Below are 17062 nucleotides of genomic sequence, written 5' to 3' on the forward strand. Positions count from 1 at the left end.
CCTCACAGGTCGCGCAGCAGCCGCACCGGGTTCTCCACGCAGTCGGCGACGAAGCGCAGGAAGCCTCCCGCCGCGCCCCCGTCGCAGACCCGGTGGTCGAAGGTGAACGACAGCTGCGTGACCCGGCGCACCGCCAGCTCCCCCCGGTGCACCCAGGGCTTCTCGGCGATCCGCCCCACGCCCAGCATGGCGGCCTCGGGGTGGTTGAGGATCGGGGTGGACCCGTCGACCCCGAAAACGCCGTAGTTGTTGAGCGTGAACGTGCCGCCGGTCAGCTCGGCCGGGGTCAGGGTGCCCGTCCGGGCGGCCTCGGTCAGCCGGGTGATCTCGGCCGACAGTTCGGCGGTGCTCATGCGGTGCGCGTCGCGCACCACCGGGACCACCAGTCCGCGTTCGGTCTGCGCGGCGAACCCCAGGTGCACGGCAGGCAGCCGGACGACCTCGCCCCGTTCGGTGTCCACCGTGGAGTTCAGCTCCGGGTGGCGGGCCAGTGCCGCCGTGCAGATGCGGGCGAGAAGGGCCAGCAGGCCGATCCGCGGCCCGGGGCCCGCCGCCAACGCGTCCTTCACCGCCAGCAGTTCGGTGGCGTCGGCGTCCACCCAGCAGGTGGCGTCGGGGATCTCGCGCCGGCTGCGCGACATCTTCTCCGCCACCGCGCCCCGCACGCCGCGCAGCGGGATCCGCACGGCCTCCGCCGCACCGTCCGCGGCCGGACCGGCCGTCGCCGTCGCCGTGGCCGCCGCCGCTCCCGGCGCCGTTGCGGTTGCGGTGGCGGTGACCGTGGTGCCCGCCGGCGGGGCGGAGCCCACCGCACGCTCCACGTCCCTGCGCAGGATCAGCCCGTCGGGCCCGCTGCCGCGCAGGGCGTGCAGGTCGAGGCCGTGCTCGCGGGCGATGCGCCGCACGAGCGGCGAGATCACGGCCACCGGCGCACCTCCGCGCGCCGCCCGCGGGGCCACCGCCGGAGCCGCCGGGGCCGCTGCGACCACCGGAGCCGCCGGGGCCGCCGCGGCTGCCGCCGGCGCCGGACGGCGGACCCTGCGGCGGCGGGGGGCCGCGGCCCCCGTCCCGTAACCGACCAGGACGTTCCCCGAGCCCTCCTGGGCGCCCGTCCCGGCCTCCCCGCCCGCGTCCCGCTCCGGGGCCGCGTCCGAACCGCCGGACGAACCGCCGGGCGCACCGCCCACCGCGACCGTCACCAGCGCGCTGCCGACGGGGATCTGCGCCCCTTCCTCGCCGAACCTCGCGGTCACCACCCCGCCGTACGGGCAGGGCACCTCGACGACCGCCTTGGCCGTCTCCACCTCGGCCACCGGCTGGTCGACCGCGACCACGTCGCCGACCTCCACCAGCCAGCGGACGATCTCCGCCTCGGTCAGCCCCTCGCCCAGGTCGGGCAGGGCGAACTCGCGCACCTCGGGCATCAGTCGTCCTCCCACTGCAGCCGGGCGACGGCGTCCAGGATCCGGTCCACGCCGGGCAGGTGGTGCCGCTCCAGCATCGGCGGCGGGTAGGGGATGTCGAACCCGGCGACCCGCAGCACCGGCGCCTCCAAGTGGTGGAAGCAGCGCTCGGTGACCCGGGCGGCTATCTCCGCGCCCGCGCCGCCGAACCCGGAGGACTCGTGCACGACGACCGCCCGCCCGGTGCGGCGCACCGAGGCGCACACCGTCTCGTCGTCGAAGGGCACCAGGGACCGCAGGTCGACGACCTCCAGGTCCCAGCCCTCCGCGGTGGCGGCCTCGGCCGCCTCCAGGCACACCGGCACGGACGGCCCGTAGGTGATCAGGGTGGCCGAGGTGCCGGAGCGGCGCACCGCCGCCCGGCCGAGCGCGTCGACCCGCTCGGGGGCGTCCGGCGACCAGTCGGCCTTCGACCAGTACAGCCGCTTGGGCTCCAGGAAGATCACCGGGTCGTCGGAGGCGATCGACGCCCGCAGCAGGCCGTAGGCGTCGGCGACCGTCGCCGGGGTGACCACGTGCAGGCCGGGGGTGTGCAGGTAGTAGGCCTCCGAGGAGTCGCTGTGGTGCTCGACGCCCCCGATCCCGCCGCCGTAGGGGACGCGCACGGTGATCGGCATGGGCAGCCGACCGCGGGTGCGGTTGCGCATCTTCGCCACGTGCGAGACGAGCTGCTCGAACGCCGGGTAGGCGAAGGCGTCGAACTGCATCTCCACCACGGGACGCAGCCCGTACATCGCCATGCCGACGGCGGTGCCCAGGATGCCGGCCTCGGCCAGCGGGGTGTCGGTGCAGCGGGCGTCGCCGAACTCCGCGGCCAGGCCGTCGGTGATCCGGAAGACGCCGCCGAGGGTGCCGACGTCCTCGCCGAGGACGTGCACCGCCGGGTCCTCGCGCAGGGCGTCGCGCAGGGCGGTGTTGAGGGCCTGGGCCATGGTGGCGGGCTTGCGGGCGGGAGTGCCCGCCCCGGCCGCGCCGGTGCTCGTGCGTTCGGTGCTCGTGGTGCTCATCGGGCCCCTGCCTCCCGGCCGTGCTCGCCGTCCGTCTCCGCCTCCGCGTCCAGTTCCGCGCGCAGTTGCTCCGCCTGCTCGCGCAGTTGCGGGGTGGGCTCGGCGTAGACGTGGGCGAACAGGTCCATGGGGTCCAGGACGGGGTCGGCGTTCATCCGCTCCCGCAGGTCGGCGGCCATGGCCTCGGCGTCGTCGGCGACGGCCTTCGCCGCGTCGTCGTCGAGCAGTCCGCGTCCGCGCAGCTCGCGCTCCACCAGGGCGACCGGGTCGTGGCGCAGCCACTGCTCGACCTGCTCGTCGGTGCGGTAGCGGGTGGCGTCGTCGGCGTTGGTGTGGGCGTCGATCCGGTAGGTGACGGCCTCGACCAGAGTGGGGCCGCCGCCGGAGCGGGCGCGGCTCACCGCGTCGGACAGCACGGAGTGCACGGCGGCGGCGTCGTTGCCGTCGACGAGGCGTCCGGGCATGCCGTAACCGACTGCCTTGTGGGCCAGGGAGGGCGCGGCGGTCTGCTTGTCCAGGGGGACGGAGATCGCGAAGCCGTTGTTCTGCACGAGGAAGACGACCGGGGCCTGCCAGACGGCGGCGAAGTTCAGTGCCTCGTGGAAGTCGCCCTCGCTGGTGCCGCCGTCGCCGACCATCGCCAGGGCGACGACGTCGTCGCCGCGCAGCCGGGCCGCGTGGGCGAGGCCGACCGCGTGCGGCAGCTGGGTGGCCAGCGGCGTGGACAGCGGGGCGACGCGGTGCTCGACGGGGTCGTAGCCGGTGTGCCAGTCGCCGCGCAGCAGGGTGAGGGCCTCGACGGGGTCGACGCCCCGGGCCACGACGGCGAGGGTGTCGCGGTAGCTGGGGAAGAGCCAGTCCCGCTCCTCCAGCGCGAGCGCCGCGGCGACCTCGCAGGCCTCCTGGCCGGTGCTGGAGGGGTAGACGGCGAGGCGCCCCTGCTTGGTCAGCGCGGTGGCCTGGCGGTTGTAGCGGCGGCCGCGGACCAGGTGCCGGTACAGGGTGCGCAGCAGGCCCGCGTCGAGGCCGTCCGAGTCCGGGGTCCCCAGAAGGCGGAACGGTTCTGCATCCGGCAGCAGCGGTGCCGGGTCGGTCCGCGGCTGCCAGGCCGGCGGGGGCGTATGGCCCGTCGTTCCCGGCTGCTCCAGGACAGTCATCACGACCACCTCCTTGTGGGCGGGGTGTCCGAACTCACAGTGCGCGCAGTGGCGCATCACCTACCGATTGTTCGGTTGCCGGACTCACTTTGACCACAGGCGGGAACAGGTGGTGGACAAACGGCTTCCCGGCACGTCTCCTGGTGGCAGAACATCCACGAGGGGGAGGCACAGGCGCATGACGGATGAACGGATGGCCGGGGCCGAACCGCCCCTGCCGGCACCTCCGCCGGCTCCGCCGTCCCCGCAACCGCCGCCCCGCCCCCTCGACCAGGTCGACCGGGCGATCCTGCGGATCCTTCGCAAGGACGGGCGCGCCTCGATACGGTCGGTGGCCGAACGCGTCCACGTCTCCCGCGCCAACGCATACGCCCGCATCAACCGGCTGATCGAGGACGGCGTCATCCGCGGCTTCGCCGCCCGCGTGGACCACGAACGGGCGGGCCAGAGCGCCTCCGCCTACATCACCCTGCGCATCGTGCAGAACTCCTGGCGGCGGGTCCGCGAGCAGCTGAGCGCCCTGCCCGGGGTCGCCCACATGGCCCTGGTCGGCGGGGACTACGACGTGCTCCTGCTCGTCCACACCGCCGACAACCGGGAACTGCGGGAACTGGTGCTCACCCGCATCCAGGCCATCCCCGAGGTGCTCAGCACCCAGACCCTGCTGGTCTTCGAGGAGACCGACCTGACCGTCGACTGAACCCGCCCGGCCCGGCGCGGGCTCCGGCCCGGACCGGCGCGGTTCGGCGCGGTCCGGCGCGGTCCGGCGCGGCCCAACCCGGCGCGGTGCGTCCCGGCGCGGCCCGGCGGGGCCGGCCGTCCCTACGCCCGCAGGCCGTGGAAGGCGAGCCCGGTCACGGTGTCGGCCAGTTCCTCGGCCGTCGCCGCCGCCCCGTGGGCCGACCCCTGGGGGCGGTACCACTCCACCAGCGAGTTCACCATGCCGAAGAGCAGGCGGGTGGCGAGCCGGGCGTCCAGGTCGCTGCGCAGGTCCCCCTCGGCCACGGCCTGCTTCACCAGGTCCGCGACCCGGTGGTCGAACTCCCGCCGCCGCTCCAGCGCCCACCGCTCGGTCTCGGTGTTGCCCCGCACCCGCAGCAGCAGGGTGACGTAGGGCAGTTCGGCGACCAGTACCTCCACCGTCCGCCGCACCACGTACTCCAGGCGGTCCACCGCCCTGCCCTCGCGGGCCCCGGTCTCCTCCAGGGAGCCGAACAGCCCGTCCAGCGCCCGGCCCACGGCCCGGCGCAGCAGCTCCTCCTTGGACCGCACGTGGTGGTAGATCGAGGACTTGGAGATCCCCGCCGCCCTGGAGAGGTGCTCCATGGAGGTGCCGTCGTAACCGCGCCGGTTGAACACCTCGACGGCCACGGCGAGCAACGACTCGGCGGTGTAGGTGTCACGGCGGGCGGGCTCGTGGGTCCCGCCGGTCTCGGTGCGCTCGGCCATGCAGACGATTACAGCAGGTTCACCGCCTCCTGTGGCCGCCGCGGGGTACCCCTCCGTTCCCCCGGCACCCGCACGCGCCCCGCCCGCACCCGCCCGCACCGGCTCCGGCACGGCCCTCCCGGGGCGTCAGCCGGGGACGGCGTGCTGCCGGATCCAGGTGTGCATGGCCACGGCCGCGGCGGCGCCGGCGTTGATCGAACGGGTCGAGCCGAACTGGGCGATCGAGCAGACCCTCTCCGCGTGCTTCCACGCGTCCTGCGTCAGCCCCGGGCCCTCCTGGCCGAAGAGCAGCACGCAGCGGCGCGGCAGCTCGGTGGTCTCGATCGGCACGGCGCCCGGCAGGTTGTCGATGCCGATCACCGGCAGGTCCCGCTCCGCCGCCCAGGCGGCCAGGGCCTCCACGTCCTCGTGGTGCCGCACGTGCTGGTAGCGGTCGGTCACCATGGCGCCGCGCCGGTTCCACCGACGCCGGCCGACGATGTGCACCTGCTCGGCGAGGAAGGCGTTGGCGGTGCGCACCACCGAGCCGATGTTGAAGTCGTGGGTCCAGTTCTCCACGGCGACGTGGAAGGTGTGCCGCCGGGTGTCCAGGTCGGCGACGATCGCCTCCTGCCGCCAGTAGCGGTAGCGGTCGACGACGTTGCGCCGGTCGCCCTCGGCCAGCAGCTTCGGGTCGTACCTCGGGTCGTCCGGCCACGGCCGGGGGTGCGGCCCGACGCCGACCTCGGTGCCGAACCCCTCGTCGTACTGCAGCGGCTCCGCCGCCTCCTCGCTGGTGCTCACCCGACGAGGGTACGGGGGCGGCAGGGGTCGTGGAGCGGGAGCCGGAGGGGCCGGACCCGGGCGCCGGGTCGGAGTGACAGCTTGTCACTCCAACCCGGCGGGTTTTCCACAGGGTGGGTGGCCGAGCGGTTATCCACAGGGTCTGACCTGCGGGAACTTTAGAACCCCGAACCGGATCCCCGGACCCGCACGTTGTCCACAGGCCGCTCGGCGGTGCTCCGGCGGTCAGCGCCGACGGCGGTCCCGCCGCGGAGCACCGACCCGGCGGCGCAGATCCGCCAGGTCGTCACCGACGTCGGCCAGCCGCACGCTCATCGCGCACACCACCTCGGTCTGCCGTGCCATGCGCGCATTCAGCTCGCCGAGCTGCGCGACGACCGGCGCGAACGCCTGCTCCACGGCCTCGGTAACAGCACCGGTGGCCGCCCTGACCGCGACCTCCTCCACGTGCCGGTCGAGCGAGGAGCACGCGGAGCTCCCTGCCGGGCCCCGCGCGGCACTCCGGGTCTCCGCCTCGGTGTCGAGGAGGTACGTACGGACCCGGCGGGCGACGTCGCTGTCCCGCAGCAGCATCGCCACGTTGAGCACCGCCCGCCGGGGGAACAGCGCAAGCCCCGAACGAGGCTGTGGATAACTTCCCGGATAGAGCGACAACGTGTCGCTCTTAAATTCCTCCAGGTCAGCACCGCGCAGCACCCGGAACCCGTTGCTCTCCAACTCTTCCCTGTGCCGGACGATGATGCGGTTGACAACTCTCTCGCCGACCTCGAAGTAGTCTGCGACCATGCGGGTGGTGACGTGCAGGCCGTCGGGCAGCAGCACCAGCGCCTTGACCTTGTCCAGCGCGTGGACGTGACTGCTCAGGCCGGAGCGCAGACTGCGCGACTCCAGCAGAGCGGCTTCCGCGAACATGGGAGTGGCCCTCCAAAGGGCTCGACGGACATGGGTCTCCCCGTCACCCGGGGCGGGTCGCCCGTATCCAGGAGCCAGGAGCGAAGGCTGCTCGTCCACGTCCACTCGCCCTACCACCGGGCTGCCCTTCGTCCCGGCCACATCCACTTCACGCGCCCTGCGGAATCCACGTACTCCAGGTGCCTTCGCGCACACGGCCCAACGAGGCGGCCTATCCGGAGGTCACGCGTTCGGAGTCCGGCGAGGTGTTCTGCTGGGCCGGGACGGCCGGTGCCGTCTCCTCCGGCTCCTCCCCGCGGTCCTTCCCGGAGTCCGGGTCCGGTTCCGCCGCGCGCCCCCGGCCGGGGAGCAGCCGGCGGCCGAGTCGGGACGCCCGGTCGCCGAGCCAGCGCAGGAAGTTCGTCGGCAGGAAGACCGCGTCCGCCGCGATCATCGCCAGCGAGAAGAAGGGCAGGCCGCAGATGACCGCGATCGCCGTGTGCTCGATCATCATGACCGCCAGCAGCACGTTCTTCACCCTGCGGTTGAGGAGGGTGAAGGGGAAGGCGACCTGGACGATCACCGTGCCGTAGGTGATCACCATGACCATCAGCCCGCTGCTGCCGAGGGCGTCGGAGAGCATCGGCCAGGGGCGGAAGTACTCGAGGTTCAGCGGGTAGTGCAGGGCCGTGCCGTCCTGCCAGCGCGAGCCCTGGACCTTGTACCAGCCGGCCGTGGCGTAGATCAGGCACACCTCGGCGGCGATCACCAGCATCGCGCTGTTGTGGGCGAGGTTGGTGAAGACGTCCAGCACCGCCCGGGGCTCGCCGGCCGCCCTGCGCGCGACCACCCACCACAGGCCGTGCACCAGCCACAGGCCCCACAGGACAGCCGCCCAGCCCGCGCTCAGCGCGGCGAACCCGGTCAGCTGGCCCACGGCCAGTGCCGTGCCGGTCACCGCCCACAGCACCACCCCGCCCCGGTCGGACCCCGGGCCGGCCTGCGGGCCGCCGGCGTCGTCCGCGCCGGTGCCGTCCGCCCGGGCCGCGGCGGCCCGGGCCGCGCGGCGGGCGTCCAGGGACCACACCTTCCCGCAGCGCACCAGCACCAGGTAGATCGCCATCAGGTGGATGACGTTGTCACCGCCGTCGCCCATGAAGACGCTGCGGTTCTGCAGGCTGAGCACCCCGAGCATGAACAGCACCGACACGGTGCGGGTGCGCCAGCCGAGGAGCATCAGCAGGCTCGCCAGCATCGCGCCCGCGTAGACGATCTCGAACCACAGCCGGCCGTCGGACCACATCAGGACAGTGAACGCGTCGTTGTCGGCGATCAGCCGCTGCGCCATCTCCCAGCGCCACGGGCTGGTGTCGCCGTACAGCTCGCGGCGGTGGGGCCACTCCCGCACCAGGAACAGCAGCCAGGTCAGCGAGATGCCGATGCGGACGACGGCCGCCTGGTAGGGAGCGAGCGCGGAGCCGGTCACCGCGGCCAGGCCGCGGTCGAAAGCACGTCCCAGGCCGGTCCGCAGGCCGGCGAAGGGGGATTCCACGGGAGCGCGGTCGGTGCTCATCGGGCGTCCTCCCCGGCGGCGGGGGCGGCGGTCCCGAAGTCCTCCGGCTCGACGGTCCACCAGGGCAGCACCCGGTAGGCGGTCTGCGTACTGACCTTCTCGCTGCTCCACTTCGGGGACGCCACCGGGGTCGCCGCGGAGCGCACCTGGATCCTGACCACTTCGCCGCCGTTCAGCCGCGGCCCGAGGCGGCCGCACACGATGTTCTTCACGTACTGGGAGGACAGCTCGCCGCGGGTGCCGTTGGGACGGTTCTCCTCGTCGTGCGAGTTGACGTAGAAGTCCCAGGCACGGCGCAGCTCGTTCTGGTTGATGTGGCTGGGCGCGGGGTTGTGGCGGACGGCCCGGAAGTCCTCCGCGGTCAGGTCGACCCAGCCGGTGGTCGTCCGGCGGCCGTCGCCGAGGAGCACCTCGGCCCGGGCGTGGACGGCGACGTTCTGCTGGAGGGGGTTGGGCGCGAACAGCTTCCAGTTCTGCTCGAACTCCGGGTAGACGTAGTCGTCGACGGCGGCGTCGTACTGCTTGGAGACCGTGTTGGCCGGCGCCACGTGCAGGAAGACCGCTCCCAGGTGAACGGCGGACGCGACCACGGCGACCGACACCGCGGCGGCGACGAGGAACCGGGAGACGGGGGAGAGTGAGGCGATGCCGCCCCCGGAGTCCGCGGAACCGCCCCCCTCCCCCGGTCCGTCCGCCCTCGGGGATATCGTCGCCGGCTCCATCGCTCTCCCGTTCACTCGGCCCCGCCTGCGGGGGCACCGCCCCGAACGGTACTCACGACGGTGGCCCCGTGGTACCGATACGCCCCTGCCGATGGTCCCCTCCTGCGGTACCGACGGTCCCACGGCGCCCCGCGGCGCCCCGCGGCGCCCCGCGGCGCCCCGCAACGGCCTCGCGGACCAGGGGCCGGGGGGCCAGGGGGACGGGGCCAAGGGGCGCGGGGCAGGGGCCCGGGGGGACGAAGTCCGGCTCCGGGCCCGGAGCGCGCGGGCCTCAGAGCACGAAGGCCTCGGGGCTCCCGTCCGCGGCGACCATCGGGCGGTTCGCCGCCTGCCAGGCGTGCATGCCGCCGTCGACGTTGACCGCGTCGTACCCCTGGGCGATCAGGTACTGGGCCACCTGGGCGGAGCGGCCGCCGGACCGGCAGACCACGTGCACCCGCCGGTCCCGGGGAAGCTCGTCGATCCGGGCGACGACCTCGCCCATGGGGACGTGCACGGCCTGCTCGGCGTGGCCGGCCGCCCACTCCTCGGGCTCCCGGACGTCCAGCAGGAAGCCGTCCGACGGCACCTCCGCCGCCTCCACCGCGGGCAGCCGGTCAAAGAACATGGGGAAAGCCTTTCTACGACGGGTGCGGGGCGCGCGGGACCGTCCCGGAGGGGGACGGAGCCGGGGCCGCCCGTACGGACGGGCGCGCGGGTTCCCCGCCCGGGCAACGTACACCGGCGCCGTACCCCGATGTCCCGGCCCGACACCCCCGGCGCGGTGTCCCGGCCCCGCGGACCGGCCCGACGGACCGGCCCGACACCCCCGGCCCGGCGGACCGGCCCGGAGCGCCCGGTCAGTGCCCGGGTTCCGCGAGCAGCCCGGTGAGCCGGGCCTCCTTCTCGGCGACCTGGGCCAGCAGCTGCTCGGCGATCTCGGCGATCAGCCCGTCCGGCTCGTCGGGGGCCAGGCGCAGCATGCGGCCGACGGCGCTCTCCTCCAGTTCGGCGCGGAACGCGGCCAGCGACTCCTGCCGGGCGGCGAGCCACTCCAGCCTGGCGTACAGCACCTCCACCCGGTCCTCGGGCCCGGTGCCCGGCCCTCCCCCGGCCGCCGCGCCGTCCTCCCCGGCGGCGGTCGGCGCGGTGTGCGGACCGGCCTCCCACTCCTGGGCCAGTTCGCGCAGCCGCTGCTCGTCGCCGTGGCCGTACGCCTCGTTGACCCGGGCGATGAACGCGCTGCGCCGCTCCTGCTCCGCGGCGTCCTGTGCCAGGTCGGGGTGGGCCCGGCGGGCCAGTTCGCGGTAGAGGCGCTGGGCCTCCCGGGACGGCCGCACGCGCCGCGGCGGCTCCGGGGCGGACGGGGCGCCGCCGTCCGGGCTCTCGGGGGCGGGCCGGCCGAACAGCTCGTCCACGTCCGGCATCGGCATCGCCCGCTCACGGGCCTCGCGCGCCGCGCGGGCGTCCTCCTCGGTCCCGGACCGGGCGGCCACCGCCTCCGCGATCTGCGCGTCCAGTTCGTCGAGCCGGGCGTACACCGGCCCGAGCCGCTGGTGGTGCAGCCGGGAGAAGTTCTCCACCTCGACGCGGAAGGTCTCCACCGCGATCTCGAACTCGATCAGTGCGTGTTCGGCCGCGGACACCGCCTTCTCGAGGCGCTCGACTGCCTGCTGGTCTTCCCGGGTCGTCACCGCATCAGCCTACGGAACGCCGCCGGCCCCCGCCCGGACGCCTGCCTCTCCGGCGCCCGGCACCCGCCGCCCGGGGGACGCCGCCCGGAGGGGACGCCGCCCGGGGCGGGCCCCGCCGGTCAGACGCCGGTCTCGGCGGCGATCCGGCCGTCGCGGATTCCGGCGAGCAGCGCCGCGTGGTCCGCCTCGGTGCGGTCCGCGCAGGCGACGGCGAAGTCGGCCACCGCGTCGTCGAGCTCCTCGCTCTTGCCGCAGTACCCGGAGACCAGTCGGGGGTCCACGCTGTGCGCGTGGGCCCTGGCGAGCAGCGCACCGGTCATCCGCGCGTAGTCGTCGACCAGGTCCGGGGCGAGCGCCGCGGGGTCGACGCTGCCCTTGCGGTTGCGGAACTGCCGCACCTGGTACTCCCTGGCCGCCCCTCCCGGCCCCGCGGCCGACGGGTCGGGGTGGCCCGAGGGCCCCTCGGGGACGCTGGTCCAGCCCAGCAGCATGTCGCTGACGACCTGCATCCGCTTCTGGCCCAGCACCACCCTGCGGCCCTCGTGCCCCTCCCGCCGGGCCGGGCCCGGCAGGTGCGGCAGCAGGGCGGAGGGGCGGGCCTCCTTCACCTGCAGGACCAGGCACTCGCCCCGGTGGTCCAGCAGCAGCACCACGTAGGAGCGGGTGCCCACGCTGCCCGTGCCCACGATCCGGAAGGCCACGTCCTGCACCGAGTAGCGGGCCAGCAGGGGGCGGCGGTCCTCGGAGACCGTGTCCAGGTACCCCTCCAGGGAGCCTGCGACGGCGGCCGCCTCGCGCTCCGGAACCCGGCGCAGCACCGGCGGGGCGTCGGTGAACCGGCGGCGCCCGTCGGGCAGTTGCTCGGTGTTCCGTGCGGCGAACCTGGCGCTGGTGTTGCGCCGTGCCTTGGCCGAGACCCTCTCCAGGGTGCCCATCAGGTCCCTGGCGTCGGCGTGCGAGACCAGTGCCTCGTCGGCGACGGCGTTCCAGGCGTCCAGGGCGGGCATCCCGGCCAGCAGGCGCATGGTGCGGCGGTAGGCGCCGGCCGCGTCGAACGCCCCCTTGCGGCAGGTGTCCTCGTCCGCGCCCGCCTCGCGGCCGGCCAGCACCAGGGAGGCCGCCAGCCGTTTGAGGTCCCACTCCCAGGGCCCGGGCACGGTCTCGTCGAAGTCGTTGATGTCCATGACCAGGCCGCCGCGGGCGTCCCCGTAGAGGCCGAAGTTGGCGGCGTGCGCGTCCCCGCAGATCTGCGCGGTCACCCCGGTGCGGGGCGTGCCCGCGGCCAGGTCCGCGGCCATCAGGCCGGCCGAGCCGCGCAGGAACGCGAACGGGCTCGCGGCCATCCGCCCCACCCGCACGGGAACCAGCTCGGGCAGCCGCCCGGCGTTGGACTCCAGCACGGCCTCCACCGCACCGGGGCGGCCGGGGGACGGCTCGAACCGGCGGTGCTCCGACCGGGGGACCCGCTCCCTCAGCCGCTTCCCGGCCGCTTTGGGGGAGCTCTCCTCCGGCCACCGCGCGAAGCCGGGGACGGGGAACGGGGACGGGGCGGCGCTTGTCATGCCCGGCACCGTACAGCCGGCCCCGCAGGACCCGCCGCCCGGCCCCGGGGCCCTTCCGCACGGCCTTCTCCTCCCGCCCGTGCGGCACACGTATGCAATCTGGCCAAAATCCCTTTACCGACCGATGTTTCGTGCTTGCCTTTCCTGAAGGACAATCGGCGGGAAAAGAACCGCGGGCGCAGTGGGGCGATGTGATGACCGATCATCCCGATCCGCCGGAGCAGGGGCGGGAAGCAGCCGTGCACACCTCCCGGCTCGCACCGAGCCCGGTGGCCGCGTTGCTGCGGCTGGCCGTCGTGGCCGTCGGGCCCGACGGCAGGATCTCCTACTGGAACCACTGCGCCGGGGAACTCTTCGGCCACCACTGGGACACCGTGTTCGGCCGCCCTGCCGCGGAACTGCTGCCTGTGCCGGCCCCGCCCGCCCCCGTCGGTCGGCCGGCCGCGGCAGCCGTGCGGGCCGGGGGCGGGGCGGGTCCCGGCGCGTTCGCCGTCCTGGACGGCCTCGCCCGGGACGCCTGGGCCGGTTCGATGGCGGTCACCACGGGCGGCGGGACCGAGCGGGACGCCCTGTGGTGGGGCTACCGGACCTCCGGAGCAGCCGGCTCCGGCCTGCTGGTCCTGGCCGCGGACGCCGGACCGCTGCGCTCCCACGGCCCCCGGCTCTCCCTGGGCGAGGGCCCGCCCTCCTTCGCGGCCGTGTGGCCCGCCCGGTCCGGGCGGGCGGTGATGACGGTCACGGCCGGAATGTCCAGGGCCTTCGACGACGGCTTCGGCGAACGCCTCGCCCGGCGCCTGGGCGGCGTGCTGCCCGGTACGGGGCCGACCCGCTCCGGCCGGGCCGTGCGGCAGGTCCTCCGGCTGGGCCTGCCGGTGCTGTCCGTGGACGGCTCCCTCCCGGTTCCGGTGCTGCCGCACGAAACGCCGGGCCCGGCACCCGCCGCCGGCGGCCGCGGCCGACCGGTCGGCCAGGGGCACGACCACGGCCGCGGGCAGGCGCGCGACCACGGCCACGCCCGCGGCCACTCCCGCGGGGCGCGCCGGGAGCTGCTGCCCCCGCCCCGCCACGGAATCCCCGGCCGGCCTGCACCGTCCGGCACGGCCCCGCCCGCCGCAGTCCCGCCCGCCGCAGTCCCGTCCGGCGCGGCACCGGCTCCGTCCGGCGGCACGGCCGTCCGCCCCCTCCCGGAGGACACGGCCGCGGCACCGGCCGCAACCCCGTCCCCGGTCCCGTCCGAGGACGGCGCGGGGACGAGGGGCCGCGGGCCGACGGCCCTGGCCGCCGCTCCCGCCCCGCTCCCCCGATCGCCGCTCCCGACCGCTCGGTGGAGGGGCAGCTCGCCCTGCTGAGGACCATCGGCACCCGGCTGGGCACCACCTTGGACCCGGAGACCACGGCCCGCGAGCTGTGCTCCGTCGCGGTGCCTCACCTGGCGGACTTCGCCGCGGTGCTCGTCGTCGACCACCTGTTCGCCGACACCGACACCGAGCCGGCCGACGGCGACCGGGCCGACGGGCCGGTGGCGGTGCGCCGGGTGGTCCTCGCCCACGAGGACGGGGCACCGAGGTGGGAGGAGCCCCCGGCGGAGGGCGGCGCGGTCGCCCCGGCCGTGAACGGGCCCCGGGCCCGGCTCGGCGAGCCGCTGCTCGTCCCCGGCGTCGACCCGGCGCTCGCCGAGGACCTCGCCTCGGACCTGGGGATGCCGTCCGCCGGTCCGCGGTTGGCGGGCCGGTCACTGCTGGTGCAGCCGCTGACCGCACGCGGCACCGTGCTGGGGCGCATGGTCCTGGTGCGCGACGCCGGGCGCCGGCCCTTCGGCACCACCGACGTGGCCACCGCCGCCGAACTGGCCGCGCGCGGCGCCCTGCACCTGGACAACGCCCGCCTGCACCGGCTGGAGTCACGGGCCGCGGCGACCCTCCAGCGCAGCATGCTGCCCACTCGGCCGCCGCGGATCCCCGGCGTGGAGATCGCCCACCGCTACCGTCCGGGCGACCGCAGGGCCCAGGTCGGCGGGGACTGGTTCGACGCCGTCCCGCTGCCCGGCGGGCGGGTCGCGCTGGTGGTCGGCGACGTGATGGGGCACGGGCTGCACTCGGCCGCCGTGATGGGCCAGTTCCGCACCGCCGTGCAGACCATGGCCGCTCTCGACCTGCCCCCGGCCCAGCTCCTGCGGCACCTGGACAACCTCGCGCACCGCCTCGGCCAGGACCACCTGGCCACCTGCGTGTATGCCGTCTACGACCCGATCCACCGCACTCTCACCCTGGCCAACGCCGGGCACATCCCCCCGGTCCTGGCGCGCCCCGAGGGCGGCCCCAGCGAGCTGCTGCAGATCCCCCACGGGGCGCCCATCGGGGTCGGCGGGGTGGCCTTCGAGACGGTCGAGGTCCCGGTCCCGGACGGCAGCTGGCTGGTGCTGTGCACCGACGGCCTGGTGGAGGTGCGCGGCCAGGGCATAGACGACGGGCTGGCCGACCTGTGCCGGGCCGTGATCGACCCCGGGCAGACCCCGGAGGAGGTGTGCGACGCCATCCTCGGCCGCGTCCACTCCGAGGACCGTCAGGACGACGTCGCCCTGCTGGTCGCCCGGTTCGAGGGCATCGCCCCCGAGGACGTCGCCACCTGGCAGCTGGAGGCCGCCGGGGAGGAGGTCCGCAGGGCCAGGGCGCTGACCCGCAAGCAGCTGGCCGACTGGGGGCTGGACCGGCTGGCCGACACCACCGAGCTGCTGGTGAGCGAGCTGGTGACCAACGCCCTGCAGACCCGGACGGGCCCGGTGGAGCTGCGCCTGATGCGGGTCGGCAAGCTGCTGGTCGAGGTCGGCGACAACGACCACAACCTGCCCCAGCTGCGCAGTGCCGAGGCGCACGACGAGGACGGACGCGGCCTGGGCCTGGTCAGCCACCTGTCCACCCGGTGGGGGACCGGCCGGAGGGCCGTGGGCAAGGTCGTCTGGTTCGAGCTCCCCCTGCCGCAGTGACGGCCGCCTGAAGCGGCGCCCCGCCGGGGTCCCGCCGGGCGTCAGACGCCCACGGCCTCTTCCTCCGCCTCCTCCTCGACCTCCGGGTCGTCGTGGAGGGAGGCACGGTGGTGGGCGGCCGCCGCACGGCTGCCGACCCCGGCTGCCCCGGCATCGGCGGCCCCGGCCCCGGCCCTGCGGCGCCGCTCCTCCGCGAGGTGCGCGATGCTCAGCATCAGCAGTCCGGCGACCGCCCACAGCGCGAGGGCCAGCACGCTGCGGCCGACATGAAGGCCGCCGAAGTGGACCAGGCCGCGGGCGCCCTCGACGAATCCGGCGCCGTTCCAGAACGCGTGCAGTGCGCCGAAGAACCCGGGCTGCAGCGCGGGTTCGAAAATGCCGCCGGAGCTGGTGAAGTTGAGCATGACGAACAGCGTCGTCATGGCGAGCGTGGTCCACCGTCCGAGGAAGGTGTGCAGACCGGTGCCGAGCCACAGGATCCCGGCCGAGTACGCCCAGGCCAGCGCCCACACGCCGCCGAGTCCGTGCTCCACCAGGCCGAAGACGGGCCCGGCGAGCAGGGTCCCGATGACGCTGACGGCGAGTGCGGTGCCCAGGCCCAGTGCGGCGCGCGTCCGCAGCGGCAGCGCCGCTCCGGCCCCGCCGATCACGGCGACGGATGCGTACGAGCCGATGCTCAGCGCGACCAGCAGGAAGAACAGGCCCTGCCCGGTCGGGTCGCCCTCTGCCGGTTCGGTGACGTCCGTCACTTCCAGCGGGGAGCCCCGGTGCGCGGCCACTTCGGTGAACGCGGCCTCCACGACGGACGCGGTGGTCCCGGAGGCCGCCGTGGCCACCAGCAGTTCGGGCGTCCCCCCGCCCGCCGCCGGCAGGTAGGCGCCGGCGACCTCCCGGTGTTCGAGCGCGTCGACCGCCTCCCGGCGGGTGGCCACCGTGCGGACGTCGAGCGCGCCGCCCGCCCCGTCCTCGACGGTCCGGGCCAGGGCCTGCGCCGCCCGCCCCTGTCCGACGACGTCGACCCGCAGGCCGTGGGGTTCCGGCTGGTGGAAGGCGCCCAGGTAGGCCAGTCCCATCCCCGCGCACATCAGCAGGGGGGTGATCAGGTGGGTGAGGACGTGCCGCAGCGTCCCGGGCTGTGTGCGGCGGGCGGGCGCGCCGGTGGCGGGCATCGGCCGGGACTCCTTGTCGTCGAAAGTCGTTGCTTTATACAACTTACACATCGGTTGTAATATGCAAGTAAAATTGGGAGGAGCGGCCATGGCGTCCAGGAACGAGAACCTCGAGACCATCCAGCGGGAGATGACCGCGTTCGCACGGCGGGCCCGCGGCACCGCCGCCCGCATGCACCCGGAACTGTCCCTGGTCTCCTTCACCCTGCTCGCGCACCTGGAGGAGCGGAGCGGCTGCCGGGCCACCGACCTCGCCGTGCACTACCTGCTCGACAAGTCGACGGTCAGCCGGCAGGTCGCGGCCCTGGAGAAGCTCGGCTTCGTCGAGCGCCGCCCCGACCCGGAGGACCACCGGGTGCAGATGCTGCACACCACACCCCGCGGCGCCGAGGCCCTGGCCACCGCCGCCCGCAACCGGCGCCGCATGTTCGACGAGCGCCTCGCCGACTGGGACGCCGAGGACCTCGCCCGCTTCGCCGACTACCTCACCCGCTACAACGCAGCCCGCCCCTGACCGCCCGGCACCCCGGCGGGCGCGCCACCGCGCCCGCCGCCCCGTCACCGCAGCGCTTCGCCGCCGCATCGTTCCGGACAACGAGAAAGGGCCCCTCTCGAGTGACCTTCGTCACT

Annotated in this window: 16 protein-coding genes; 4 read left to right on the plus strand and 12 right to left on the minus strand. The window is 75.0% G+C overall.

Annotation, left to right across the window (positions count from 1 at the left end):
- Nucleotides 1–2 precede the first annotated feature (2 nt).
- The 3 genes from GQS52_RS12510 to pdhA are packed head-to-tail and all read right to left on the minus strand — an operon-like array spanning nt 3 to nt 3627.
- Nucleotides 3–1424: a dihydrolipoamide acetyltransferase family protein gene (locus GQS52_RS12510; RefSeq protein ID WP_182313538.1), complete on the minus strand. Its 1422-nt coding sequence runs from the start codon at nt 1422–1424 to the stop codon at nt 3–5.
- The gene (locus GQS52_RS12515; RefSeq protein ID WP_182313539.1) at nt 1424–2470 is read right to left on the minus strand and encodes an alpha-ketoacid dehydrogenase subunit beta; all 1047 of its coding nucleotides are present in this window, start codon (nt 2468–2470) and stop codon (nt 1424–1426) included. The genes GQS52_RS12510 and GQS52_RS12515 overlap by 1 nt, the downstream gene beginning before the upstream one ends.
- Complete coding sequence (pdhA, locus tag GQS52_RS12520) at nt 2467–3627, minus strand: pyruvate dehydrogenase (acetyl-transferring) E1 component subunit alpha (RefSeq protein WP_182316399.1); 1161 nt, start codon at nt 3625–3627, stop codon at nt 2467–2469. Before pdhA ends, GQS52_RS12515 begins: the two co-directional genes overlap by 4 nt.
- Nucleotides 3628–3805: 178 nt before the next feature.
- On the opposite strand from pdhA, the gene GQS52_RS12525 reads away from it, so the two are divergent.
- Nucleotides 3806–4327, plus strand: coding sequence for an Lrp/AsnC family transcriptional regulator (locus tag GQS52_RS12525; protein WP_182313540.1), 522 nt, complete (start codon nt 3806–3808; stop codon nt 4325–4327).
- A 122-nt stretch (nt 4328–4449) separates the two neighbouring features.
- On the opposite strand, the gene GQS52_RS12530 is transcribed toward GQS52_RS12525, so the two are convergent.
- The 8 genes from GQS52_RS12530 to GQS52_RS12565 all read right to left on the minus strand — a co-directional run bounded on the left by GQS52_RS12530 (nt 4450) and on the right by GQS52_RS12565 (nt 12280).
- Nucleotides 4450–5076, minus strand: coding sequence for a TetR/AcrR family transcriptional regulator (locus tag GQS52_RS12530; protein WP_182313541.1), 627 nt, complete (start codon nt 5074–5076; stop codon nt 4450–4452).
- 126 nt (nt 5077–5202) lie between these two features.
- Nucleotides 5203–5859 (minus strand): TrmH family RNA methyltransferase, encoded by a 657-nt coding sequence (locus GQS52_RS12535; protein WP_182313542.1) that lies wholly within the window; start codon nt 5857–5859, stop codon nt 5203–5205.
- Nucleotides 5860–6084: 225 nt separating this feature from the next.
- Nucleotides 6085–6771, minus strand: a complete 687-nt coding sequence (locus GQS52_RS12540) for a hypothetical protein (protein WP_182313543.1) — start codon at nt 6769–6771, stop codon at nt 6085–6087.
- A gap of 211 nt (nt 6772–6982) precedes the next feature.
- Complete coding sequence (locus GQS52_RS12545; RefSeq protein ID WP_259370742.1) at nt 6983–8323, minus strand: HTTM domain-containing protein; 1341 nt, start codon at nt 8321–8323, stop codon at nt 6983–6985.
- Nucleotides 8320–9045 (minus strand): DUF5819 family protein, encoded by a 726-nt coding sequence (locus GQS52_RS12550; RefSeq protein ID WP_220472762.1) that lies wholly within the window; start codon nt 9043–9045, stop codon nt 8320–8322. Before GQS52_RS12550 ends, GQS52_RS12545 begins: the two co-directional genes overlap by 4 nt.
- Before the next feature lie 271 nt (nt 9046–9316).
- Nucleotides 9317–9652 carry a rhodanese-like domain-containing protein gene (locus GQS52_RS12555; protein WP_182313544.1) on the minus strand — a complete coding sequence of 112 codons (336 nt, stop codon included), beginning with the start codon at nt 9650–9652 and terminating at the stop codon, nt 9317–9319.
- Nucleotides 9653–9884: 232 nt separating this feature from the next.
- Entirely contained in the window at nt 9885–10718 is an 834-nt protein-coding gene (locus tag GQS52_RS12560) for a J domain-containing protein (RefSeq protein ID WP_182313545.1), read from the minus strand.
- A 119-nt stretch (nt 10719–10837) separates the two neighbouring features.
- Nucleotides 10838–12280, minus strand: a complete 1443-nt coding sequence (locus GQS52_RS12565) for a DUF2252 domain-containing protein (RefSeq protein WP_182313546.1) — start codon at nt 12278–12280, stop codon at nt 10838–10840.
- A 194-nt stretch (nt 12281–12474) separates the two neighbouring features.
- On the opposite strand from GQS52_RS12565, the gene GQS52_RS27760 reads away from it, so the two are divergent.
- A complete protein-coding gene (locus GQS52_RS27760) occupies nt 12475–13629 on the plus strand; it encodes a PAS domain-containing protein (RefSeq protein ID WP_259370743.1) in 1155 nt (384 codons plus the stop codon).
- A complete protein-coding gene (locus GQS52_RS12570; RefSeq protein ID WP_259370744.1) occupies nt 13605–15263 on the plus strand; it encodes a SpoIIE family protein phosphatase in 1659 nt (552 codons plus the stop codon). Before GQS52_RS27760 ends, GQS52_RS12570 begins: the two co-directional genes overlap by 25 nt.
- Before the next feature lie 41 nt (nt 15264–15304).
- Here the strand turns inward: GQS52_RS12570 and GQS52_RS12575 are convergent, their stop codons facing one another.
- Entirely contained in the window at nt 15305–16432 is a 1128-nt protein-coding gene (locus tag GQS52_RS12575) for a hypothetical protein (protein WP_182313547.1), read from the minus strand.
- 88 nt (nt 16433–16520) lie between these two features.
- On the opposite strand from GQS52_RS12575, the gene GQS52_RS12580 reads away from it, so the two are divergent.
- Entirely contained in the window at nt 16521–16946 is a 426-nt protein-coding gene (locus GQS52_RS12580; protein ID WP_182313548.1) for a MarR family transcriptional regulator, read from the plus strand.
- The last annotated feature ends 116 nt before the right edge of the window (nt 16947–17062 follow it).

It is taken from the genome of Streptomyces sp. SCUT-3 (genome assembly GCF_014083985.1).
Classification (GTDB): domain Bacteria; phylum Actinomycetota; class Actinomycetes; order Streptomycetales; family Streptomycetaceae; genus Streptomyces_H; species Streptomyces_H thermolineatus.

Excerpts from the sequence above, each read along its gene's own strand:
- GQS52_RS12540 (WP_182313543.1), bottom strand. The coding sequence starts at position 6,771 with ATGTTCGCGGAAGCCGCTCTGCTGGAGTCGCGCAGTCTGCGCTCCGGC.
- GQS52_RS12510 (WP_182313538.1), bottom strand. The coding sequence starts at position 1,424 with ATGCCCGAGGTGCGCGAGTTCGCCCTGCCCGACCTGGGCGAGGGGCTG.
- GQS52_RS27760 (WP_259370743.1), top strand. The coding sequence starts at position 12,475 with ATGACCGATCATCCCGATCCGCCGGAGCAGGGGCGGGAAGCAGCCGTG.
- GQS52_RS12515 (WP_182313539.1), bottom strand. The coding sequence starts at position 2,470 with ATGAGCACCACGAGCACCGAACGCACGAGCACCGGCGCGGCCGGGGCG.
- GQS52_RS12530 (WP_182313541.1), bottom strand. The coding sequence starts at position 5,076 with ATGGCCGAGCGCACCGAGACCGGCGGGACCCACGAGCCCGCCCGCCGT.
- GQS52_RS12525 (WP_182313540.1), top strand. The coding sequence starts at position 3,806 with ATGACGGATGAACGGATGGCCGGGGCCGAACCGCCCCTGCCGGCACCT.
- GQS52_RS12545 (WP_259370742.1), bottom strand. The coding sequence starts at position 8,323 with ATGAGCACCGACCGCGCTCCCGTGGAATCCCCCTTCGCCGGCCTGCGG.
- GQS52_RS12575 (WP_182313547.1), bottom strand. The coding sequence starts at position 16,432 with ATGCCCGCCACCGGCGCGCCCGCCCGCCGCACACAGCCCGGGACGCTG.
- pdhA (WP_182316399.1), bottom strand. The coding sequence starts at position 3,627 with ATGACTGTCCTGGAGCAGCCGGGAACGACGGGCCATACGCCCCCGCCG.
- GQS52_RS12550 (WP_220472762.1), bottom strand. The coding sequence starts at position 9,045 with ATGGAGCCGGCGACGATATCCCCGAGGGCGGACGGACCGGGGGAGGGG.
- GQS52_RS12565 (WP_182313546.1), bottom strand. The coding sequence starts at position 12,280 with ATGACAAGCGCCGCCCCGTCCCCGTTCCCCGTCCCCGGCTTCGCGCGG.
- GQS52_RS12580 (WP_182313548.1), top strand. The coding sequence starts at position 16,521 with ATGGCGTCCAGGAACGAGAACCTCGAGACCATCCAGCGGGAGATGACC.
- GQS52_RS12555 (WP_182313544.1), bottom strand. The coding sequence starts at position 9,652 with ATGTTCTTTGACCGGCTGCCCGCGGTGGAGGCGGCGGAGGTGCCGTCG.